The following is a 21,703-nucleotide window of genomic DNA, read 5'->3' as shown; positions in this document are numbered from 1 at the left end:
GCCCCGCCTGGAAGGGCACCTCGGCCGCGCCGGACCTCTCGTCCTCACGCCGGACGGGCTGAAATGCGCGGGCCCGCCTGGAAGGAAATGCGGCGGACGGGCTGAATATGGCGGCCCGCGCCTGGAAGCGCGCCTTCGGACGGCCTCCCGGGTGGGGCCGGGAGGCCGGGGCGTCGACGGTGGTGCGGGGGGCAGGTCAGTGGTTGAGGCCCAGGTTGCCGAAGGCCGGGTTCAGGGCGCCGATGACGTTGACGGTGTTGCCGACGGCGTTGACCGGGATGTGGACCGGGGCCTGGATCACATTGCCCGAGACGACGCCCGGGGAGCCCGCGGCCTTGCCGGACGCCCACGCGCCGTCGGTGGCGGAGGCCATGCCGGAGGCGGCGGCCACCAGCCCGCCGGCCACCATCGTCACGGCCGCTGCCTTCTTCAGGTTCTTCACTTCTTACCCCTCCTGGTGACTGCCGCGGCGATCACCGCGGCACGCACTGGAGAACGGCGGAGATCCGCGGAGGATGCGCCATCCGGGGGACATTCCCACGACGGTATGAATCTCAGCCCGGAGCGGAACCTTCCGGGTCAGCCGGTCGCCCCGTGGCGTACGGCCCACAGGGCGGCCTGGGTGCGGTCCGCCAGGTCGAGTTTCATCAGGATGTTCGACACGTGCGTCTTGACGGTCTTCTCTGAGAGCACCAGGGCGCGGGCGATCTCGCGGTTCGAGCGGCCGTCCGCTATCAGACCGAGCACCTCTCGCTCCCGGTCCGTGAGCGAACCGCCCCTGCCCTGGCCGGAACTGGTCTCGTCCTGGGACAACAGCGCGCCCGCCACCTCGGGTTGCAGCAGGATGTGCCCCGCGTGCACCGACCGGATGGCGCCCGCGAGCGCGTCGGGGTCCACGTCCTTGTACACGTAGCCGGCGGCACCCGCGCGCAGGGCCGGGACCACGGTGCGCTGCTCGGTGAAGCTGGTGACGATCAGCACCCGCGCGGGGTTGTCCAGTTCGCGCAGCCGGCGCAGCGCGTCCACGCCGTCCATGACCGGCATCTTGACGTCCATGAGGACCACGTCCGGCCTCAGCTCCTCGGCCAGGGCGACGCCCGCGGCACCGTCCGCCGCCTCGCCCACGACCGCGATGTCGTCCTGCACCTCCAGGAAGGTGCGCAGTCCGCGGCGGACCACCTGGTGGTCGTCGACGAGCAGCACCCTGATCGCGTCAGCCACCGGGAACCTCCATCTCGATCAGGGTGCCCTTGCCGGGCGCCGAATCCACTGTCAGGGTGCCGCCGACCCCGCTCGCCCGGTCCCGCATGGAGACCAGGCCGAGGTGGCGTCCGGCGCTGCGCACCGCGTGCGGGTCGAAGCCGCCGCCGTCGTCGGTGACCCGCAGCACCGCGCCGCAGTCGTGGCGGTCCAGGGTGACGTCCACACGGTCCGCTCCGGAGTGGCGCAGCGCGTTGTGCAGGGCCTCCTGGGCGACCCGGAGCATGGCCTCCTCCTGCGCGGCCGGCAGGGCGCGGAAGGCGCGGGCGGCAAAGGTCACGCGTGCGGTGTGGGCGCGGTCGAGGACCTGGATCTGGGTGCGGAGGGTGGCGACCAGCCCGTCCTCGTCGAGGGCTGCGGGGCGCAGCTCCACGACGGCCGCCCGCAGTTCGTCGACGGCCTCGGCGGCGAGCGCGGCCACCTGCTGGAGTTCACCCTTGGCACGCGCCGGGTCGCGGTCGACGAGGGCGGCGGCGGCCTGGGCGGTCAGGCGCAGGGAGAACAGTTTCTGGCTGACGGCGTCGTGCAGTTCGTGCGCGAGGCGGGAGCGCTCCTCGGCGATGGTCAGTTCGCGGCTGCGTTCGTAGAGGCGGGCGTTGGTGAGGGCGATGGCCGCGTGCTGGGCGAGGATCGACAGCAGTTCCTCGTCCTCCTCGGTGAAGCCGCAGCTGCCCTCCGGCTTCGGGCAGCTCTTGTTGGCGAGGAACAGCGCGCCGATGACCTCGTCGCCGTCGCGGATGGGCAGGCCGAGGAAGTCGGACATCTCCGGGTGGGCGGCCGGCCAGCCCTCGAAGCGTGGGTCCGCGCGCACGTCGGCGAGGCGCTCGGCCCGGTCCTGGTGCAGCATCGCGGCGAGGATGCCGTGCTGGCGCGGGAGCGGGCCGATGGCCCGCCACTGCTCGTCGCTGACGCCGTCGACCACGAACTGGGCGAAGCCGCCGTGGTCGTCCGGGACGCCGAGGGCCGCGTACTGGGCGTCGAGCAGCTCACGGGCCGAGGCGACGATCGTCTTCAGCACGTCGCGCACTTCCAGGTGCCTGCTCATGGCCAGCAGCGCGGAGCTCACCGCGGCGAGGCCGGACCGGGGGCCGTGACTCATGCCCTCACGGTACCGGCGGGGTGCGCTCCCGAGATCGGGCCCGGGGCGGCCCCGGCCCGGGGCGCTGGACCTAGGACCCAAGGCCGGGGGCCCGGTCCGGGCCGTACACCCCCGTGTTTCCGACGGGGTGATCCGGGCAGCCGTGTCAGGGACGGATCCCGTCGTGGCACCGGAGCGCGGAGTGCCCGGGGCGGGAGACCGGGGGCAGGGGGCCGCCGAGAGCGGCAGCGGCACAGGAGGCCCCCAGCCGCTGCGGGAGGCGGTCGCGCCACTCACGCAGTGCGTTGCACCGGCAACTGCCGGTGAGAGCCGAGCCGGTCCGATGTGAGGACGCACATAGGGTGCACATCACGTACGAACGGACGTAGGAGACGCGCGAACCCCCGATGAACGGGACAGACACCCACGTCTGTCCCGTTTTGTCCGTTCGCGATCCACTATCGCGCTTCGTACATCACACCTTTGCCTCGTGTTTTTGCCGCCGCTAAGAATGGCTCACGTCGCTCAGCGCAGTGGGTTCGGGACCCACTTCGTGCGGGCCGGGCCAGGCCCCCCGCAGTCCGGAGAGCGACCTCCGCGCTACCCCACGAGGTCTACTTCGCCATGCTCGACAAGCTCCACATTCGCCGCCGCAGTCGTTCCCTGAACCGGGCCCACAAGGTCGCCCTGGCCGGCGCCGCCACGCTCGGTGCCGCCGCTCTGGCCTTCTCCGCCGCGCCCAGCCAGGCCGACACGACGACGTCCGAGGCGGCTGCCCCCGCACCGGTGAAGTTCAGCTCCGAGCCGATCAAGGACGTCAAGGCGAGCGTCACCGACCAGCTCGCGGACGACAGCCTGAAGGTCCAGGCGATCGCGGCCAAGAAGCAGGCCGCCCAGGCCGCCGCGAAGCAGAAGGCCGAGGCCGCCGCGAGGAAGGCCGCCGCCGCCCGCAAGGCCGAGGCCGCCCGCAAGGCCAAGGCGGCCGCCGCCCGGTCCGCGCAGCGCCCGAAGATGGCCCCGGCCGCCGCCGGCAAGACCTACGGCAACAACCTCAACGGCTGGATCCAGCAGGCGCTGGACATCATGGACCGGCACAACATCCCGGGCTCCTACAGCGGCCTGCACCGCAACATCATGCGTGAGTCCTCCGGCAACCCGAACGCCATCAACGACTGGGACATCAACGCCGTCAACGGCATCCCGTCGAAGGGCCTGCTGCAGGTGATCCCGCCCACCTTCGAGGCGTACCGCGTCACCGGCACGTCGGCGAACATCTACGACCCGGTCGCCAACATCGTCGCCGCCGCCAACTACGCGGCCGACAAGTACGGCTCGATCGACAACGTGAACAGCGCGTACTGAGGTCGGCGCGGACCTCTGAGGACTCGCTGAAGACGCCGGAAGGGCGGCACCCCGTCGGGGGCCGCCCTTCGCGTCGTACGGGTTGTCGTGCGGGCGCCCTCCGCCGTGGTCCGGGCGTCGCACGCGCGGCTACTTGCGCATGACCTCCGGCTCGTGGCGACGCAGGAAGCGCGCCACCAGGAAGCCGCACACGACGCCGAGCACGATCAGCGCGAACATGTCGAGGCCCCAGGCCGAGGCCTGGTGGTCCCACAGCGGGTCCGTGTTGGTCGGGTCGTCCGCGTTCGGGGCGATGTTGTTGAAGTCCAGCGTGGTGCCCGCGGCGGCCACCGCCCAGCGCGACGGCATCAGGTACGAGAACTGGTTGACGCCGACGGTGCCGTTCAGGGTGAAGAGGCAGCCGGTGAAGACGACCTGGATGATCGCGAACATGACCAGCAGCGGCATGGTCTTCTCGGCGGTCTTCACCAGCGAGGAGATGACGAGGCCGAACATCATCGAGGTGAAGCCGAGCGCCATGATCGGCAGGCACAGCTCGAACAGCGTCGCGCTGCCCAGGATCAGGCCCTTGCCGGGGATCTCCCGGCTGGAGAAGCCGATCACGCCGACCATCAGGCCCTGCAGCACGGTGACGGCGCCGAGCACGACCACCTTGGACATCAGGTACGCCGAGCGGGACAGGCCGGTCGCGCGCTCCCGCTCGTAGATGACCCGTTCCTTGATCAGCTCACGCACGGAGTTCGCGGCGCCCGCGAAGCACGCGCCGACCGCGAGGATCAGCAGGACGGTGGTCGCCGTGCCGTTCGGGATGGGCACGCCGGTGCGCGGGTTGACCGGGTTGACCAGCAGTCCCTTGTCGGAGTCGATCAGCAGGCTGACCGCGCCGAGCACCGCCGGCAGGATCACCGTCAGCGCCAGGAAGCCCTTGTCGGAGGCGATGACCGCCACGTACCGCCGGATCAGCGTCAGCAGCTGCGAGCCCCAGCCCTGCGGCTTGGGCGGCTTCATCGCCTGCGGCGGAGGCATGTGTAGGGACTGGGGGGCGACCGCGTCGATGTCCGCGGCGTACATCTGGTAGTGCTGCGAGCCCTTCCAGCGTCCCGCCCAGTCGTAGTCGCGGTAGTTCTCGAAGGCGGAGAAGACGTCGGCCCAGCTGTCGTAGCCGAAGAAGTTCAGCGCCTCCTCCGGCGGGCCGAAGTAGGCGACGGAGCCGCCCGGCGCCATCACCAGGAGCTTGTCGCAGATCGCCAGCTCGGCCACCGAGTGCGTGACGACCAGGACCGTACGGCCGTCGTCGGCGAGGCCGCGCAGCAGCTGCATGACGTCGCGGTCCATGCCCGGGTCGAGGCCGGAGGTCGGCTCGTCCAGGAAGATCAGCGACGGCTTGGTGAGCAGCTCGAGGGCCACGGACACCCGCTTGCGCTGGCCGCCGGAGAGGGAGGTGACCTTCTTGTCCTTGTGGATGTCGAGCTTCAGCTCGCGCAGCACCTCGTCGATGCGGGCCTCGCGCTCGGCGGCCGTGGTGTCGGCCGGGAAGCGCAGCTTGGCCGCGTACGTGAGGGCCTTCTTGACGCTCAGCTCCTTGTGCAGGATGTCGTCCTGCGGGACCAGACCGATGCGCTGACGCAGCTCGGCGAACTGCTTGTACAGGTTGCGGTTGTCGTACAGGACGTCGCCCTGGTTGGCCGGGCGGTACCCGGTCAGCGCCTTGAGCAGCGTCGACTTTCCGGAACCGGACGGTCCGATGACCGCGATGAGCGACTTCTCCGGGACGCCGAAGGAGACGTCCTTGAGGATCTGCTTGCCGCCGTCGACCGTGACGGTCAGGTGACGGGCCGAGAAGGAGACCTCACCGGTGTCGACGAACTCCTCGAGCCGGTCGCCGACGATCCGGAACGTCGAGTGGCCGACGCCGACGATGTCGGTCGGGCCCAGCTGCACCGAGCCGCCCTTGGGGATCGGCTGGCCGTTGACGTACGTGCCGTTGTGGGAGCCGAGGTCGCGGATCTCCATGCGGCCGTCGGGCGTGGCGTGGAACTCGGCGTGGTTGCGGGAGACCTGGAGGTCGGAGACGACCAGGTCGTTCTCCAGGGCGCGGCCGATGCGCATCACGCGGCCGAGCGAGAACTGGTGGAACGTGGTCGGGCTGCGGTCGCCGTAGACCGGCGGCGCCCCCGCGCCACCACCGGGGCCCTGCTGCTGCGGGATCGACGGCGCGTTCGGCGCCTGCTGCTGCCAACCGGCCTGCGGCGCCCGATGCTCCGGCGTCTGCCCCGCCCAGCCGGCCCCCGCACCCTGGGCGGCGTACGGCTGCTGGGGCTGGGCCTGCGGCGTGGCCACCGGGGCCGCGGCGCCGCTGAGGTTCAGCCGCGGGCCGTCGGTCGCGTTGCCGAGGTACACCGCCGTGCCGGGGCCGATCTCCAGCTGGTGGACCCGCTGGCCGCGCACGAACGTGCCGTTGGTGCTGCCGTGGTCCTCGATGACCCAACTGCGGCCGTTGAAGCTGACCGTGGCGTGGCGCCAGGAGACCCTGGCGTCGTCGAAGGCGATGTCTCCCTGCGGATCGCGTCCGAGGGTGTATGGCCTGGACGGGTCGAGCGTCCAGGTGCGTCCGTTTGATTCCAGTACGAGTTCCGGCACTCCATGCCCCACTGAGTTGTCCCCCGAATAATCCCCAACACAGGGAGTCTAGGGATGTCGAACATCGTGGGGAACTATTCCAGGCTCCGCCCTCTGACCGGAAGTCGGGCCTCGTGATCGGCCGCGTGACGAGCCGCGGCCGCGCTCGAACTGTTTCCGTTGACGGGGTTGAAACCGGGCCGGAGAGTGGTATTCCCCCGCGAGGGGGACATGCGCGACGGCCACGTCGCGCCGCGGATCGGGGGGTCTGCCATGAGTGTCGGCACGGAAGCCGGAACGACGAGGCGGCGCGGCCGGGTGGCGTGGGCGGACGTGCTGGTGTCCGCGATCGCCGCCGTGAGCTGGGCGTTGGTGGGAATGGCGGCGACGGCCGCGCTCGGCCTGCATCTGCTCGGGGCCGACTCGGCGGGGTCGCTCGGGCCGATGACCGCGGCGGTGGTGGCCCTGGGGGCGGGCGGTTCGGTGACGCCGTCCGGCGATGTGTCCGCGTTCGGCCTGGAAGGCGCGCAGGCGCACACCGCCATCGAGATCACGCCACTGGGCGTGAGCCTGGTCGGCGCGCTCCTCCTGTCCTGGTTCTTCCTACGGTCCCTGCGCGGCGCGGGAGTTGTGATCGCGCCCGCCGAACTCGCCGCCCGCGCTGGCGCGGTGGTGGCGCTCTTCCTGGCGACGCTGGGCGGCCTGGCCCGGGCGGGGCACGACGTCGTCACGATCGACGGGGGCGCGCTCGGGCTGGACCGGCTGCCGGGCGGCGGAGGGTCGGGGAAGGTGAGCATCCCGGGCCTGGGCGACCTGGGAGACATCGGTGGTCTGCTGCCCGACAACATCGGCAGGCTCATCGACGCCAAGGCGGCGGTCGGTTTCCGCGTCGACACGGCGCCCACGCTGCTCGGCGGGCTCGTCTGGTCGGCCGGGATCCTGCTGATCGCGCTGCTCGCCTCGCGCCGCGCTCCCCTGCCGCCCGGCTGGGACGCCGTGCACCGGGTGGTGCGGCCCGCCGCGTCCGCGCTCGTCACCGTGCTGCTGGTGGCGGTGGCGGCGGGCCTCGCGGCGGCGGGGTACGCGGCGCTCGGCGACGACCGTCCCGGGCGGATCGCCGGGGCCGCGCTGCTCGGCGCGCCCAACGGGGTGGGGATCGGCATCCCGCTCGGCCTGTTCGTCCCGTGGGACGGCAGGGCGACCGGCGAACTGGCCAGGCTGCTGCCCGATCCCCTGGACCGGCTGCTGAGCGTGCACGCCGACCGGCCGGTCACGCTGGGGCGCCTGGCCGAACTGGACGGCCGGGTGTGGCTGCTGGGCCTCGCGGCGGCGCTGACGATGCTGCTGGCGGGAGTGCTGACGGCGGTGCGGACGCCGTGGGGTGGAGCCTTGGCCGCGGGGCTCGCGGGTGGTGGCGTCCCGGCGGCGGGGCGGGCACGGGGTGGTGTCCCGGACGACGTCCCGGGTGCCGCGTCGTACGCCGCCCCGGAGGGCGGACGGCGTTCCGGTGCGCTCGGTCTCGCGGGGTGGTGCGCGCTGCGCCTGGGCGTCGTGAGCGCGCTGGCGTTCCCGCTGCTCGTCCGGCTGACGGGTGTGTCCGTGGGGGCCTCGCTGTCGGTGCTGGGTTTCGACGCCTTCGGCGCCGGGCTCGAACTGCACGGCCACCTGGGCACGGCGTTCGTGCTGGGTGCCGTCTGGGGTGCCGGGGCGGGGGCGGCCGGGGCGCTGCTGGCCCACGCGGCCGGCTCGGCGGGGCGCCGGGCGGCGCCGGCTACGCAACGGCCTTCGCCGTCAACGCTTTTGGAGCCGCGCGCCATGCGCGGGCGGCCCCCAGCGGGTGTGGACGCGGGCGCGGGGGAAACGGCGCGGCTTCCGGCGGTACCGGGCCGGGCTCCCGGGAAACAGGGCCGGGGCGAACGGGGGCGGCCACCGGCGGAAGGGAGCGCGCATCCGGAAGGTGCGGGGCCGGCCGGACCGTACACGCCCGGCACGCCCTACCGTCCGCCGAACCCGGACACCAATCCGTACCTGCGGGTCCCCGACGAGTCGGGCGAGTCGCAGGACGCCCCGCCGCCCAGCGACGACGTGTCCGGCGCCCCCACGATGATCGGGCCGGTCCCGCCGCCCCCACGCCCGGCGCGGCGCCCCCCGCCGCGCCGGCCCCGGGACTGGCCGCCGCCTCCGCCGGACGAAGCCCCGCCTCCTCCCCCACCGCCGCCCCCGCGGCCCCCCGGGAGGAAACCCTGAGCCGGGACGGACGAACCCGGTCGGCCGGGGACGGCTGGGCAGCCGGCCGGGGACGGCCCGGCGCCCGGCGCCGACGCGTGCTCCTGGACGTGGCCCCGCCGTCGGGTGCCCGCCACCTTGCGGACGCGCAGAGTTCCGTGTCCGTCAGGCGGACCTGAGGGGCAGAAGGCACGGCGTGCCGGATACGGTGGAAACACCATGAGCGCTTCGCAGACCTCCGACGACCTCACCCTTCTCGTCAAGATCTTCGGGAAGGACAGGCCGGGCATCACGGCCGGACTCTTCGACACCCTCGCCGCCTACTCCGTCGACGTGGTCGACATCGAGCAGGTCGTCACCCGTGGCCGGATCGTGCTCTGCGCGCTCGTGACCCAGCCGCCGGCCGGTCTGGAGGGCGATCTGCGCTCGACCGTGCACAGCTGGGCCGAGTCGATGAAGCTCCAGGCGGAGATCATCTCCGGTCGGGGCGACAACCGGCCGCGCGGTCTCGGGCGCTCCCTGGTCACCGTCCTCGGTCACCCCCTCACGGCCGAGGCGACCGCCCAGATCGCCGCACGGATCACCAAGACCGGTGGCAACATCGACCGTATCTTCCGGCTGGCCAAGTACCCGGTGACGGCGGTCGAGTTCGCGGTGTCCGGCGTGGAGACGGAGCCGCTGCGCACCGCCCTGGTGACCGACGCGGCGGCGCTCGGCGTCGATGTCGCGGTCGTCTCGGCCGGCCTGCACCGGCGGGCGCAGCGCCTGGTCGTCATGGACGTGGACTCCACGCTCATCCAGGACGAGGTGATCGAGCTCTTCGCCGCGCACGCCGGCTGCGAGGACCAGGTCGCCGAGGTGACGGCGGCCGCGATGCGCGGGGAGCTCGACTTCGAGCAGTCGCTGCACGCGCGGGTGGCGCTGCTGAAGGGGCTGGACGTCTCGGTGGTGGACAAGGTGCGCAGCGAGGTGCGGTTGACGCCGGGCGCCCGCACCCTGATCCGTACGCTCAAGCGGCTGGGCTACCAGGTCGGTGTGGTCTCGGGTGGCTTCACCCAGGTCACGGACGATCTGAAGGAGCGGCTGGGGCTGGACTTCGCCCAGGCCAACACGCTGGAGATCGTCGACGGGAAGCTGACGGGCCGGGTCACCGGCGAGATCGTGGACCGGGCGGGCAAGGCGCGGCTGCTGCGCCGGTTCGCCGCCGAGGCGGGCGTGCCGCTGGCGCAGACGGTGGCGATCGGCGACGGCGCCAACGACCTGGACATGCTGAACGCGGCCGGTCTCGGGGTGGCCTTCAACGCCAAGCCGGTGGTGCGGGAGGCGGCGCACACCGCGGTGAACGTGCCGTTCCTCGACACGGTCCTGTACCTGCTGGGCGTGACCCGCGAAGAGGTCGAGACGGCGGACGCGCACGAGGAGGCCTGAGCGGCGGACGGACGGCCCGGGCCCGGCCCGGTGATCGCACGCAGGCCCGGCACCTCCGCGGTGCCGGGCCTGCGTGCCTGCGCCGGGACTGGTCCTTCCGGCTACTCCGAGGGGGCCCAGTAGGAATCGAGCGATGCCGTGGCCGGTTCGAGGCTCTTCCAGGAGCCGTCGAAGGAGAGCACGGCGAAGGCGGCGGCCGGGAAGCCCCGGCGGCGCATCCACTCGCGGGCCTCGGGCTCGGCTGAATCGGACAGGACCTCGGCCAGCCCCTGGACGCCGGGGTTGTGGCCGATCAGGATCACGGTCTGCACGTCGTCCGGGGTCTCGTTGAGCACGGAGATCAGCTCACCGGGCGAGGCCTCGTAGATCCGCTCCTCGTAGACCGTTTTCGGCCGGTGCGGCAGTTCGTGGACGGCGATCTTCCAGGTCTCGCGGGTCCGGACCGAGGTGGAGCACAGGGCCAGATCGAGGGGAAGACCACTGTCGGCCAGCTTGCGCCCGGCGACTGCGGCGTCCATGCGGCCCCGCTCAGCGAGCGGCCGCTCGTGGTCGGACACCTGTGGCCAGTCGGCTTTCGCATGCCGGAAGAGGACAATCCTACGGGGTTCTGCGACGCTCATGTGACCCAGCTTCGCATGAAACAGGCCATGGGGCGCAGGGAGTTGACATGCGGATTCTCGGGTTTCACCCCGGTACCGGCGGGGCCCGGCCGGGCGGCCCGGCGCCGTATCAGCGGGCGATCAGTTCCTGGGCGCGCTGGAGCAGCCGGGTGATCGCGGGGTCACCGGTGGCCGCATGGGCGTTCGACGGGTTCAGCATCAGGGCGAGCAGGGCGGCGAAGGCGAGGGCGGGCAGGGCCAGGGCCCACCAGGGCAGGCGGGTGCCGGCGCCGCCGGTGGTCGCCGGGCGGGGCCGGGTGTGCGTGTGCGCCGGCATGCGTGCCTCCGCGGGTCGCCGAATGGTCCGTGGTCCGGGTCCGTGATCCGCCTCGCGCGGCCACTCCTCAGAAACTACGGACGACGCGCCCCTCGGCCCATCCGGTGATCCACCCACTCGCCCCTGAGCCTCACCCCCTAGGGGATGGTGGGGCCACCCCCACCCGTGCGGTGGGGCCGGGCCCACCGCGGCCCACGGCAGCGGGAGGGGGACGCCGTCAGGGGGACGTGGTCAGGGGGACGCGAGGGTCGCGATGACGGCGATGACGACGAAGATGGCGAGGAACGAGCCGAAGACGAGCAGCATCTTCTTCTGGCCGTTCGGGGGGTTCGGGTCGAGCACTGGCATGGGCCCAGTCTCGCACCCCGCGCCCGGGACGCCGTCGCGGGGCGGGTCAGCGTGCGGCCTCGTCCTCCACCGTGCGGTCGCGTCCGGCCAGGTAGCCGACCGCCATCTGGGGCACCATCAGCGCGCTCATCAGCGCGATCGGCAGTCCCCAGCCGCCGCTGCCCTGGTAGAGCACGCCGACCAGCAGGGGGCCCGGGATGGAGATCAGATAGCCGGTGCTCTGGGCGAAGGCCGACAGCTGGGCCACGCCCGCGCCGGTCCGGGCCCGCATCCCGACCATGGTGAGCGCCAGCGGGAAGGCGCAGTTCGACACGCCGATCAGGACGGCCCAGGTCCAGGCGCCCGCGGCCGGGGCGAGGTACAGGCCCGCGTAGCCGGCGAGACCGCAGACGCCGAGCACGAGGACGATGGGGCCCTGGTGGGGCAGCCGGCCGGCCACCCGCGGGATGACGAAGGCGAGCGGTACGCCCATCACCATCGTCACGGCGAGCAGCACTCCGGCCTGGCCGGCGGGCACGCCCGCGTCGCGGAAGATCTGCGCCATCCAGCCCATGGCGATGTAGGCGGCGGTGGCCTGGAGGCCGAAGAAGACCGCCAGCGCCCAGGCGGTGCGGCTGCGTGTGATGCGCAGGGTGGCCGGCCGTTCCTCCCGCGCGGGTTCGTGGGCGGCCGGGGCGGGCGCCGTCCCCCGGTCCCGGAGCAGCGGCAGCCACGGCAGCACGGCGAGCGCCGCGAGCGCCGCCCACACGGCGAGGCCCGGCTGCCAGTTCCCGCCGAGCGCCCCGGTCAGGGGCACCGTCAGCGCGGCCGCGGACGAGGTGCCGAAGGCGAGGGCCATCGAGTACAGGCCGGTCATGGAGCCGACGCGGTCGGGGAACCAGCGCTTGACGATGACCGGCATCAGGACGTTGCCGACCGCGATGCCCATGAGCGCGAGGGCGCTGGCGGCCAGGAAGGCGGGGGTGCTGCCCGTGTACGGGCGTATGAGGAGCCCGGCGCTGATCGCGGCCATGCCGGCGCAGACCACGGCGGCGGGGCCGACGCGGCGGGCCAGCCGGGGCGCCATGCCCCCGAAGACGGCGAAGCAGAGCGGGGGCACCGAGGTGAGCAGTCCGGCCACGGCGCCGCTCATGCCGAGCCCGTCGCGGATCTCCTCCAGGAGCGCGCCGGCGCTGGTGATGGCGGGGCGCAGGTTCAGGGCGGACAGCATGATGCCGGCGACGACCAGGCGCGCCGTCCACGCCCTCGGGGACGCCGCGGACGCCGGGGACGCTCCCCCGCCGTTCCGCGGGGCGGTGGGGACGGCCGGGGGCCGTCCGGTCGTCGGCGTCGTGGTCCGGGTTTCCTCGCTGGCCATGAGGTCCATCATAGAATCATGGGATGATTGGTTGTCCATGGTCGGGGCTCCGCCTACCCGGCCGTACGTGCGAAGGTGTGTCATGCCCCTGAGCCATCCGCGCCGCTCGGCACTGTCCGAGCAGGTCATCGCCGCGCTGCGGAACCAGATCACTTCGGGCGAGTGGCCGGTCGGATCCCGTATCCCGACCGAGCCCGAGCTGGTGGAGCAGCTCGGGGTCGCGCGCAACACCGTCCGCGAGGCCGTCCGGGCGCTCGCCCACAACGGCCTGCTGGACATCCGCCAGGGCTCCGGCACCTACGTCGTGGCGACCAGTGAGCTGGCGGGCGTGATGCACCGCCGCTTCGCGGACGCCGATCCCCGGCACATCGCCGAGCTGCGCTCCACGCTGGAGTCCGCGGCGGCGAGGATGGCCGCCGGGCGCCGCACCGAGAGGGACCTCAAGCAGCTCGACGCGCTGCTGCTGCGGCGCGAGGAGGCCTGGGAGTCCGGTGAGGCGGAGGCGTTCGTGACGGCGGACGCGACCTTCCACCTGGCGGTGGTGGCGGCCTCCCACAACGACGTGATGACCGCGATGTACGCCGACCTCGGCGAGGTGCTGCGGGACTGGCTGCGCGCGGACGTCGGCGAGGAGCTGACCCCGGAGACGTACATGGACCACACGCGGCTGCTCGACGCGATCCGCGCGGGGGACGCCGAGGCGGCGGCCGAGGAGGCCGCGAGCTACCCGCTCCTGTGCCGCCCGGGCCGGTTCAGCCCGCCCGCCCGTGACTGACCCACGCCGAGCGGACCTCCTCCCAGCATCGCCCGGTGAGCCGTACGGTCTGCGCGGGGCCGGTGTCCACCGGTGAACCGTCGCTGTCCAGGTCCCACCAGCGGGCGCACTCGATGTGCAGGCTGACGCGGTCGGTCTCCGGATACGGGTTGTGGCAGTAGGCGGTCACCCGGGAGCCGGTGACGGCTGTCCGGCAGGTCGCGCCGAACGGCTCGGACGCCGCGGGTCGCTCCGTGCGCCCGCGCGCCTGAGGCAGCGCCTCGAGCGGCAGGGACAGCACGAGGGACACGGCGACGGTCATTGAGGCCACGCTGCGGGACAGGCGCACAAGGGAACCTCCTCGGCCGAGCTGGGGAGGACGCGCGGGGGGCGAGCCGCGCCCCACCAGCGTGCCCGGCCGTCCGCTCCGCCCGCCCCTCCAGGTGGGCCGAACGGGTGACGCCGAGCGGACCGCGCCCGCGCCGCACGCGGGTCCGACGGGCCCCCGCCGTGCCCCCTCGCGGCCGTGCCCCCTCGCGGCCGTGCCCCCTCGCGGCCGTGCCCCCTCGCGGCCGTGCCCCCTCGCGGCCGTGGCCGCGGCCATGGCCGGAGACCGTGCAGGCGCGCCCCGGGAACGCCGAAGGCCCGCCCCTGAACGGGTGCGGGCCTCAAGGCCGCCGGGCCGGCCTCAGCGGCGAGGGCCGGGCGGCGACGGCGTGCGGTGCCCGGACACCGGCGGTGTGCGGCGGTCGGGCACCGGCGGTGTGCGGCGCTCCGGCGATGTGCGGCGGTCAGGCACCGATGGCGTGCAGACCGCCGTCGACGTGGATGATCTCGCCGGTGGTCTTCGGGAACCAGTCGCTCAGCAGGGCGACGACACCCTTGCCGGCCGGCTCCGGGTCCTTCAGGTCCCACTCCAGGGGTGCGCGGGTGTCCCACACCGAGGCCAGCTCGCCGAAGCCCGGGATGGACTTGGCGGCCATGGAGCCGATCGGGCCGGCGGAGATGAGGTTGCAGCGGATGTTCTGCTTGCCCAGGTCGCGCGCCATGTAGCGGCTGGTGGCCTCCAGGGCGGCCTTGGCCGGGCCCATCCAGTCGTACTGGGGCCAGGCGTACTGGGCGTCGAAGGTGAGGCCGACGACCGAGCCGCCGTTCTGCATCAGCGGCAGGCAGGCCATGGTCAGCGACTTCAGGGAGAACGCCGAGACGTGCATGGCGGTGGCGACCGACTCGAACGGCGTGTTGAGGAAGTTGCCGCCGAGGGCGTCCTGCGGGGCGAAGCCGATGGAGTGGACGACGCCGTCGAGACCGCCCAGCTCCTCGCCGACGATGTCGGCCAGGCGCCCCAGGTGCTCGTCGTTGGTGACGTCGAGCTCGATGACCTTGGTGGGCTTCGGCAGCTTCTTGGCGATGCGCTCGGTCAGGGTGGGCCGCGGAAACGCGGTGAGGATGATCTCGGCGCCCTGCTCCTGGGCCAGCTTGGCGGTGTGGAAGGCGATGGAGGACTCCATCAGCACACCGGTGATCAGGACGCGCTTGCCCTCGAGAATTCCGCTCATGGTGATCAGTGACCCATTCCCAGTCCGCCGTCAACGGGGATGACGGCTCCAGTGATGTACGAGGCGTCGTCCGAGGCGAGGAACCGCACCGTCGCGGCGATCTCCTCCGGCTGCGCGTACCGGCCGAGCGGCACCTGCGACATGATCGCCTCGCGCTGCTCGTCGTCCAGCGCGCGGGTCATGTCGGTGTCGACGAAGCCGGGCGCGACGACGTTGAAGGTGATGTTGCGCGAACCCAGCTCACGGGCGAGGGAACGCGCGAAGCCGACCAGGGCGGCCTTGGAGGCGGCGTAGTTCGCCTGCCCCGCCGAGCCGAGCAGCCCGACGACCGAGGAGATCAGGACGACACGGCCCTTCTTGGCCCGCAGCATGCCGCGGTTGGCGCGCTTGACGACGCGGAAGGTGCCGGTGAGGTTGGTGTCGATGACCGAGGTGAAGTCCTCCTCGGACATGCGCATCAGCAGCTGGTCCTTGGTGACCCCGGCGTTGGCGACAAGGATCTCGACCGGGCCGTGCTGGGCCTCGATCTCCTTGTAGGCCTGCTCCACCTGCTCGGGGTCGGTGATGTCGCACCGCACGGCGAGGCAGCCCAGTTCCGTGAGGGCGGCCGGCGGCTCCCCCGAGCGGTACGTGATGGCGACCCTGTCGCCGGCGTCGGCGAACGCGCGGGCGATGGCGAGGCCGATGCCCCGGTTGCCTCCGGTGACGAGAACCGAGCGGCTCAACGGATCACCCTTTCGATAGCGGTCTGAAGCGTTTCCGGCAGCCCGCCCGAACACGTGGATGACAGGCGGCTTCACCGAAAAACCTATCGGTCGCGCCGCGTCCGCGGACAATCGGGCACCGACAGTGGCGCGGGGGACTCGCTGTCGAGTCCCTACAGAAAACAGTGGCCTCGGCCCGAAAGGTGTGGTCCGCCGGTCATCCCGCGCGCCATGATCGGGGAACCACAGGTCACGACGACAGGGAGAGACCTCGGTGCCTCATTCCATCGACGAAGCGTTCACGGCGCTTCCGCTACGCCCCCTGGCCGACGCCGCCCTCGCGCGGGCGCGTTCCCTCGGTGCCGAGCACGCGGACTTCCGGTTCGAGCGGGTGCGCAGCGCGTCCTGGCGGTTCCGGGACGCGCGGCCCTCCGGGTCGTCGGACACCACCGACCTGGGGTACGCGGTGCGGGTCGTGCACGGCGGGACCTGGGGGTTCGCCTCCGGTGTGGACCTGACGCCGGACGCCGCCGCCAAGGTCGCCTCGCAGGCCGTGGCGATGGCGAAGCTGTCCGCGCAGGTGATCAGGGCGGCCGGGTCGGAGGAGCACGTCGAGCTGGCCGGGGAGCCGGTGCACGCCGACAGGACGTGGGTCTCGTCGTACGAGATCGACCCGTTCTCCGTGCCCGACGAGGAGAAGTCGGCGCTGCTGGCCGACTGGAGCGCGCTGCTGCTGGCGGCCGACGGCGTCGACCACGTCGACGCCTCGCTGCTCACCGTGCACGAGAACAAGTTCTACGCCGACACCGCGGGCACCGTGACCACGCAGCAGCGGGTGCGGCTGCATCCGCAGCTGACGGCCGTGTCGGTGGACGAGTCCAGCGGGGAGTTCGACTCCATGCGCACGCTGGCGCCGCCGGTGGGGCGCGGCTGGGAGTACCTGACCGGTACCGGCTGGGACTGGGACGCCGAGCTGGCCGGGATCCCGGAGCTGCTGGCCGAGAAGATGCGGGCGCCGAGCGTCGACCCCGGCGTGTACGACCTGGTGGTCGATCCCTCCAACCTGTGGCTGACGATCCACGAGTCCATCGGGCACGCCACGGAGCTGGACCGCGCCCTCGGCTACGAGGCCGCCTACGCCGGCACCTCCTTCGCCACGTTCGACCAGCTCGGCAAGCTGCGGTACGGCTCGGAGCTGATGAACGTCACCGGCGACCGCACCGCCGAGCACGGTCTGGCGACCGTCGGCTACGACGACGAGGGCGTCGAGGCGCAGTCCTGGGACCTGGTGAAGGACGGCACGCTGGTCGGCTACCAGCTGGACCGCAGGATCGCGCGGCTGACCGGGTTCGAGCGGTCCAACGGGTGCGCCTTCGCGGATTCCCCCGGCCATGTGCCCGTCCAGCGCATGGCCAACGTCTCGCTCCGGCCGGACCCGGCCGGGATGTCGACCGAGGACCTCATCGGCGGCGTCGACCGGGGCATCTACGTCGTCGGGGACCGCTCCTGGTCCATCGACATGCAGCGCTACAACTTCCAGTTCACCGGCCAGCGGTTCTTCCGGATCGAGAACGGAAGGCTCACCGGGCAGCTCCGGGACGTCGCCTACCAGGCCACGACCACCGACTTCTGGGGCTCCATGGCGGCGGTCGGCGGCCCGCAGACGTATGTCCTGGGCGGCGCCTTCAACTGCGGCAAGGCCCAGCCGGGCCAGATCGCGTCCGTCTCCCACGGCTGCCCGTCCGCCCTCTTCAGGGGCGTCAACATCCTCAATACGACGCAGGAGGCCGGTCGATGAGCCCGCGCACGAACAAGCCGCACGTGATCGTCGAGCGCGCCCTGGAGCTGTCCCGGGCCGACGGCTGCGTCGTGATCGCTGACGAGCACTCCACGGCCAACCTGCGCTGGGCGGGCAACGCCCTGACCACCAACGGCGTCACCCGCGGGCGCACGCTGACCGTCGTCGCGACCGTCGACGGCAAGGAGGGCACCGCCTCGGGCGTGGTGTCGCGGTCCGCCGTGACCGCGGAGGAGCTGGAGCCGCTGGTGCGGGCCGCCGAGGCCGCCGCGCGCGGCGCCGGGCCCGCCGAGGACGCGCAGCCCCTGGTGCGGGACGTACCGGAGTCCCCCGACTTCACGGACGCCCCCGCGGAGACCTCGTCGGCGGTGTTCGCCGACTTCGCGCCGGCGCTCGGCGAGTCCTTCGCCCGCGCGCGGGCCGGCGGCCGCGAACTGTACGGCTTCGCCAACCACGAGCTGGTGTCCACCTATCTCGGCACCTCGACCGGGCTGCGGCTGCGGCACGACCAGCCCAACGGCACCCTGGAGCTGAACGCCAAGTCGCCGGACCGTACCCGCTCGGCGTGGGCGGGCCGGTCCACGCGGGACTTCAAGGACGTCGACCCGGCGGCGATGGACGCGGAGCTGGCCGTACGGCTGGGCTGGGCCGACCGGCGGATCGAGCTGCCCGCGGGCCGGTACGAGACGCTGCTGCCGCCGACCGCGGTCGCGGACCTGATGATCTACCAGTACTGGTCCTCCTCCGGCCGGGACGCGGCCGAGGGGCGGACGGTGTTCTCCCGGCCGGGCGGCGGCACGCGCCTGGGCGAGCGGCTCGGCGAGCTGCCGCTGACCCTGCGCAGTGACCCGAACGAGCCCGGGCTGGAGTGCGCGCCGTTCGTGGTGGCGCACTCCTCCGGCGGGGACCAGTCGGTGTTCGACAACGGGCTGCCCGTACGCGCCACCGACTGGGTCGGCGGCGGCGAGCTGAAGCGTCTGACGACCACCCGGCACAGCGCGGGCCTGACCGGACTGCCCGTGGCGCCGGCGGCCGGGAACCTGATCCTGGACGGCGGCGGCGAGCGCTCCCTGGAGGAGATGGTGGCCGGTACCGAGCGGGGGCTGCTGCTGACCTGCCTGTGGTACATCCGCGAGGTGGACCCGGCGACGCTGCTGCTGACCGGGCTGACCAGGGACGGGGTGTACCTGGTCGAGAACGGCGAGGTGACCGGGGAGGTCAACAACTTCCGGTTCAACGAGTCGCCGGTGGACCTGCTGGGCCGGGCCACCGAGGCCGGGCGGACCGAGAAGACGCTGCCGCGGGAGTGGAGCGACTACTTCACCCGGGCCGCGATGCCCGCGCTGCGCGTCCCGGATTTCAATATGAGCTCTGTCAGCCAGGGCGTATAACCTCGTAGGCGGCTGTCACCCGACTGCCCGAGGATCATCGAGGAGACACGAGAACCGTGACGGACATCGTCGACGAGCTGAAGTGGCGGGGGCTGTTCTCCCTGTCCACCGACGAGGACGCTTTGCGCAAGGCGCTCGCGGACGGTCCCGTGACGTTCTATTGCGGTTTCGACCCGACGGCGCCGTCGCTGCACGTGGGGCACCTGGTGCAGGTGCTCACCGTGCGTCGGCTCCAGCAGGCCGGTCACCGGCCGCTGGCGCTGGTCGGCGGTGCCACCGGCCTGATCGGCGACCCCCGCCCCACGGCGGAGCGCACGCTGAACGACCCGGAGACGGTCGCCGGCTGGGTGGAGAAGCTGCGTCGCCAGATCGAGCCGTTCCTGTCCTTCGAGGGCGAGAACGCGGCGGTCATGGTGAACAACCTCGACTGGACGCAGAACCTGTCCGCGATCGAGTTCCTGCGCGACATCGGCAAGCACTTCCGCGTCAACAAGATGCTGACCAAGGACTCCGTCGCCCGGCGCCTGGAGTCCGACCAGGGCATCAGCTACACCGAGTTCAGCTACCAGATCCTCCAGGGCATGGACTTCCTCCAGCTCTTCCGGCGCTACGGCTGCACGCTCCAGCAGGGCGGCAGCGACCAGTGGGGCAACCTGACGGCGGGCCTGGACCTGATCCACCGGCTGGAGCCGGAGGCCGAGGTGCACGCGCTGGCGACGCCGCTGATGACGAAGGCGGACGGCACCAAGTTCGGCAAGACCGAGGGCGGCGCCGTCTGGCTCGACCCGGAGATGACGACGCCGTACGCGTTCTACCAGTTCTGGCTGAACGTGGACGACCGGGACATCTCCCGGTACCTGCGCATCCTGTCCTTCCGCTCCCGCGAGGAGCTGGAGGAGCTGGAGCGGCAGACGGAGGAGCGCCCGCAGGCCCGCGCGGCCCAGCGCGCGCTGGCGGAGGAGCTGACCACGCTGGTGCACGGCGCCGACCAGACGGCCGCGGTGATCGCCGCGTCCAGGGCGCTGTTCGGCCAGGGCGAGCTGGCCGGGCTCGACGAGCGGACGCTGGCGGCGGCGCTGTCCGAGGTGCCGCACATCCAGGTCGCCGAGCTCGGTGCGGTCGTCGACCTGTTCGCCGAGGTCGGGCTGGTCCCCAGCAAGTCGGCCGCGCGCCGCACGGTCAAGGAGGGCGGTGCCTACGTGAACAACGTCAAGGTCGCCGCCGAGGACGAGGTCCCCGCCAAGGAGGACCTGCTGCACGGCCGCTGGCTGGTGCTGCGCCGGGGCAAGAAGAACCTGGCCGCGGTCGAGGTCACCGAGGGCTGACCGGACACGGCGACACGGCGAAGGGGACGGCTCGCGTGAGCCGTCCCCTTCGCCGTGTCCGCTTCGCCGTACGGCCGGCTAGGCGGTCGTCTGTTCCCGCTGCCTCTTCTTGTTGCCCCACAACGCCATGTACGCCATGTCTCCGAGTGCGACGACGACGATCGCGGCGATGAGCTGGAACAGATGCCGGGTCCAGTCGATGCCGGGGGTGGCCTCGACGCCGAACGCGCGGGCGAGCGCGTTGCCGATGAGGGCGCCGATCATGCCGAAGATGGTGGTCAGCCAGAGGGGGCTGTGCTGCTTGCCGGGCAGGATCGCCTTGGCGATCAGTCCGAGCACGAATCCCACGATGATCGCCCACAACCAGCCCATGGCTGCCTCCTCGTCCGGCTCGACGTGAGCATTACGCCCAGTGTCGGCGTGTCGGCCCGGAGGCGCACTTCGCGCGGGCCGTTCGGGGCGGTGTTCGTGCAGGCAGTAGCGCGGGCGGTCGCTCCGGCGGGGGCCGACCCGGTCTCGTGGGCCGCTCGGCTGCGGCGTAACGTGGTGGCTGTGGCGGACCGGTGTCCGTGCCCGGTCGCGGACCGGATCCGGGCCGGGCGGTGTCCGATGCGGGCGGATGGTGGAAGCGATGCGGAAGCAGCATGGTGGCGGCAGCGCCCAGGTGTTCCGGATCACCGGAGCCCGGACGGGCCTCCAGGAGGATGTACGCGCCCGGCAGCGCCGCTACGTCATCTCGATGTCGATCCGTACGGTGTCGGTGATCCTCGCGGTGGTCCTCTGGAGCGTCGAACGGTACGTGGCGGTCGTGGCCCTGGTGCTGGGTCTGGTGCTGCCCTACATCGCCGTGGTCGTCGCCAACGCAGGGCGCGAGCGCGCGCCGTCGCTTCCCTCGACCTTCGTGACCACGCCGATGCGGACGATGATCTCGCCCCCGCCGACGAACGACGGCTCCGCCGGGTCGGACCCGGAAGATGGGGCGGCAGACCCGGCGGCGGGCGCGAGAAGGGAACCGCCCGGCGGGGCGTGAGCACGACTGACGTGCCACAACCGGAATCCCGGCGCACGCCAAGCTCAAGAAAAGCTCAGATCAATCATGTTGTTCCGGTGCCGGGGGGCGGGTTACCCGTGACATACTTCGTACGCGCTCCGCATCCCCCGTCGGAGCGACAGACCGACGCCGGGCAGCTCCCCCCGTGGCTGCTCGGCGTCGCCTTGTTTGCGTGGCTGTGAGACGAACCTGTGACTGACGAGACCCCGATCTGCTCCGCCAAGGGCTGCCGCGCCGACGCCGTCTGGGTGCTGGCGTGGAACAACCCGAAGGTCCACACGCCGGAGCGCCGCAAGACATGGCTGGCGTGCGAGGAGCACCGGGAGCACCTGTCGCAGTTCCTCGGGGTACGCGGCTTCCTCAAGGACGTGGTCCCGCTGCGGCAGTGGCAGGCGGCCGAGCAGGCTTAGGCCCAATACCGGTGACTTTGGTGGGTTCTGGTCGTTGGGTGGGTTGTGCCAAGGCCGGGTCAGGTGAAGTCGTCGGGGGTTGATCGGTTCTCGGATC

At 72.3% G+C, this 21,703-nt stretch carries 21 protein-coding genes; 9 read left to right on the top strand and 12 right to left on the bottom strand.

Annotation, left to right across the window (positions count from 1 at the left end):
- Positions 1-196: 196 nt before the first annotated feature.
- From ACF1A5_RS33155 to ACF1A5_RS33145, 3 genes are all read right to left on the bottom strand, one after another.
- Positions 197-442: a chaplin gene (locus tag ACF1A5_RS33155; protein ID WP_392196553.1), complete on the bottom strand. Its 246-nt coding sequence runs from the start codon at positions 440-442 to the stop codon at positions 197-199.
- Positions 443-579: 137 nt separating this feature from the next.
- Positions 580-1,221 (bottom strand): response regulator, encoded by a 642-nt coding sequence (locus ACF1A5_RS33150; protein WP_392196552.1) that lies wholly within the window; start codon positions 1,219-1,221, stop codon positions 580-582.
- Complete coding sequence (locus ACF1A5_RS33145) at positions 1,214-2,359, bottom strand: GAF domain-containing sensor histidine kinase (RefSeq protein WP_392196551.1); 1,146 nt, start codon at positions 2,357-2,359, stop codon at positions 1,214-1,216. Before ACF1A5_RS33145 ends, ACF1A5_RS33150 begins: the two co-directional genes overlap by 8 nt.
- A gap of 603 nt (positions 2,360-2,962) precedes the next feature.
- Between ACF1A5_RS33145 and ACF1A5_RS33140 the strand changes: the two genes are divergently transcribed.
- Positions 2,963-3,700, top strand: coding sequence for a transglycosylase SLT domain-containing protein (locus tag ACF1A5_RS33140; protein WP_392196550.1), 738 nt, complete (start codon positions 2,963-2,965; stop codon positions 3,698-3,700).
- A 129-nt stretch (positions 3,701-3,829) separates the two neighbouring features.
- On the opposite strand, the gene ACF1A5_RS33135 is transcribed toward ACF1A5_RS33140, so the two are convergent.
- Positions 3,830-6,340 (bottom strand): FHA domain-containing protein, encoded by a 2,511-nt coding sequence (locus tag ACF1A5_RS33135; protein WP_392196549.1) that lies wholly within the window; start codon positions 6,338-6,340, stop codon positions 3,830-3,832.
- A 252-nt stretch (positions 6,341-6,592) separates the two neighbouring features.
- On the opposite strand from ACF1A5_RS33135, the gene ACF1A5_RS33130 reads away from it, so the two are divergent.
- Entirely contained in the window at positions 6,593-8,566 is a 1,974-nt protein-coding gene (locus tag ACF1A5_RS33130; protein WP_392196548.1) for a streptophobe family protein, read from the top strand.
- A 198-nt stretch (positions 8,567-8,764) separates the two neighbouring features.
- Positions 8,765-9,973 carry a phosphoserine phosphatase SerB gene (gene serB / locus ACF1A5_RS33125; protein ID WP_392196547.1) on the top strand — a complete coding sequence of 403 codons (1,209 nt, stop codon included), beginning with the start codon at positions 8,765-8,767 and terminating at the stop codon, positions 9,971-9,973.
- Positions 9,974-10,074: 101 nt separating this feature from the next.
- Here the strand turns inward: serB and ACF1A5_RS33120 are convergent, their stop codons facing one another.
- The 4 genes from ACF1A5_RS33120 to ACF1A5_RS33105 form a co-directional block, all read right to left on the bottom strand.
- Complete coding sequence (locus tag ACF1A5_RS33120; RefSeq protein ID WP_392196546.1) at positions 10,075-10,593, bottom strand: SixA phosphatase family protein; 519 nt, start codon at positions 10,591-10,593, stop codon at positions 10,075-10,077.
- 109 nt (positions 10,594-10,702) lie between these two features.
- Positions 10,703-10,909: a hypothetical protein gene (locus tag ACF1A5_RS33115; RefSeq protein ID WP_392196545.1), complete on the bottom strand. Its 207-nt coding sequence runs from the start codon at positions 10,907-10,909 to the stop codon at positions 10,703-10,705.
- Between the two features lie 231 nt (positions 10,910-11,140).
- Positions 11,141-11,257: an SGM_5486 family transporter-associated protein gene (locus ACF1A5_RS33110; protein ID WP_392196544.1), complete on the bottom strand. Its 117-nt coding sequence runs from the start codon at positions 11,255-11,257 to the stop codon at positions 11,141-11,143.
- A gap of 46 nt (positions 11,258-11,303) precedes the next feature.
- Positions 11,304-12,626, bottom strand: coding sequence for a CynX/NimT family MFS transporter (locus ACF1A5_RS33105; RefSeq protein WP_392196543.1), 1,323 nt, complete (start codon positions 12,624-12,626; stop codon positions 11,304-11,306).
- Positions 12,627-12,696: 70 nt separating this feature from the next.
- Between ACF1A5_RS33105 and ACF1A5_RS33100 the strand changes: the two genes are divergently transcribed.
- The gene (locus ACF1A5_RS33100) at positions 12,697-13,389 is read left to right on the top strand and encodes a FadR/GntR family transcriptional regulator (protein WP_392196542.1); all 693 of its coding nucleotides are present in this window, start codon (positions 12,697-12,699) and stop codon (positions 13,387-13,389) included.
- On the opposite strand, the gene ACF1A5_RS33095 is transcribed toward ACF1A5_RS33100, so the two are convergent.
- The 3 genes from ACF1A5_RS33095 to fabG all read right to left on the bottom strand — a co-directional run bounded on the left by ACF1A5_RS33095 (position 13,367) and on the right by fabG (position 15,652).
- Positions 13,367-13,717, bottom strand: a complete 351-nt coding sequence (locus tag ACF1A5_RS33095) for a hypothetical protein (RefSeq protein ID WP_392196541.1) — start codon at positions 13,715-13,717, stop codon at positions 13,367-13,369. The genes ACF1A5_RS33100 and ACF1A5_RS33095 overlap by 23 nt on opposite strands.
- 442 nt (positions 13,718-14,159) lie before the next feature.
- Complete coding sequence (gene fabI / locus ACF1A5_RS33090) at positions 14,160-14,927, bottom strand: enoyl-ACP reductase FabI (RefSeq protein ID WP_392196540.1); 768 nt, start codon at positions 14,925-14,927, stop codon at positions 14,160-14,162.
- A 5-nt stretch (positions 14,928-14,932) separates the two neighbouring features.
- Positions 14,933-15,652: a 3-oxoacyl-[acyl-carrier-protein] reductase gene (gene fabG, locus ACF1A5_RS33085; RefSeq protein WP_392196539.1), complete on the bottom strand. Its 720-nt coding sequence runs from the start codon at positions 15,650-15,652 to the stop codon at positions 14,933-14,935.
- A 253-nt stretch (positions 15,653-15,905) separates the two neighbouring features.
- Here fabG and ACF1A5_RS33080 point away from each other — a divergent pair, with 253 nt between their 5' ends.
- The 3 genes from ACF1A5_RS33080 to tyrS are packed head-to-tail and all read left to right on the top strand — an operon-like array spanning position 15,906 to position 20,145.
- Positions 15,906-17,429 carry a TldD/PmbA family protein gene (locus ACF1A5_RS33080; RefSeq protein ID WP_392196538.1) on the top strand — a complete coding sequence of 508 codons (1,524 nt, stop codon included), beginning with the start codon at positions 15,906-15,908 and terminating at the stop codon, positions 17,427-17,429.
- The gene (locus ACF1A5_RS33075; RefSeq protein ID WP_392196537.1) at positions 17,426-18,820 is read left to right on the top strand and encodes a metallopeptidase TldD-related protein; all 1,395 of its coding nucleotides are present in this window, start codon (positions 17,426-17,428) and stop codon (positions 18,818-18,820) included. Before ACF1A5_RS33080 ends, ACF1A5_RS33075 begins: the two co-directional genes overlap by 4 nt.
- Positions 18,821-18,876: 56 nt before the next feature.
- Positions 18,877-20,145: a tyrosine--tRNA ligase gene (gene tyrS / locus ACF1A5_RS33070; protein WP_392196536.1), complete on the top strand. Its 1,269-nt coding sequence runs from the start codon at positions 18,877-18,879 to the stop codon at positions 20,143-20,145.
- A 78-nt stretch (positions 20,146-20,223) separates the two neighbouring features.
- On the opposite strand, the gene ACF1A5_RS33065 is transcribed toward tyrS, so the two are convergent.
- Entirely contained in the window at positions 20,224-20,517 is a 294-nt protein-coding gene (locus tag ACF1A5_RS33065) for a GlsB/YeaQ/YmgE family stress response membrane protein (RefSeq protein WP_392196535.1), read from the bottom strand.
- Positions 20,518-20,776: 259 nt separating this feature from the next.
- Here ACF1A5_RS33065 and ACF1A5_RS33060 point away from each other — a divergent pair, with 259 nt between their 5' ends.
- Both ACF1A5_RS33060 and ACF1A5_RS33055 read left to right on the top strand, forming a co-directional pair.
- The gene (locus tag ACF1A5_RS33060; protein WP_392196534.1) at positions 20,777-21,175 is read left to right on the top strand and encodes a DUF3099 domain-containing protein; all 399 of its coding nucleotides are present in this window, start codon (positions 20,777-20,779) and stop codon (positions 21,173-21,175) included.
- A 212-nt stretch (positions 21,176-21,387) separates the two neighbouring features.
- Positions 21,388-21,606 carry a hypothetical protein gene (locus ACF1A5_RS33055; RefSeq protein WP_392196533.1) on the top strand — a complete coding sequence of 73 codons (219 nt, stop codon included), beginning with the start codon at positions 21,388-21,390 and terminating at the stop codon, positions 21,604-21,606.
- The last annotated feature ends 97 nt before the right edge of the window (positions 21,607-21,703 follow it).

The sequence above is a fragment of the Streptomyces sp. NPDC014864 genome, assembly GCF_043081525.1.
GTDB lineage: Bacteria > Actinomycetota > Actinomycetes > Streptomycetales > Streptomycetaceae > Streptomyces.
This window is presented reverse-complemented; position numbering and strand designations above follow the sequence as displayed.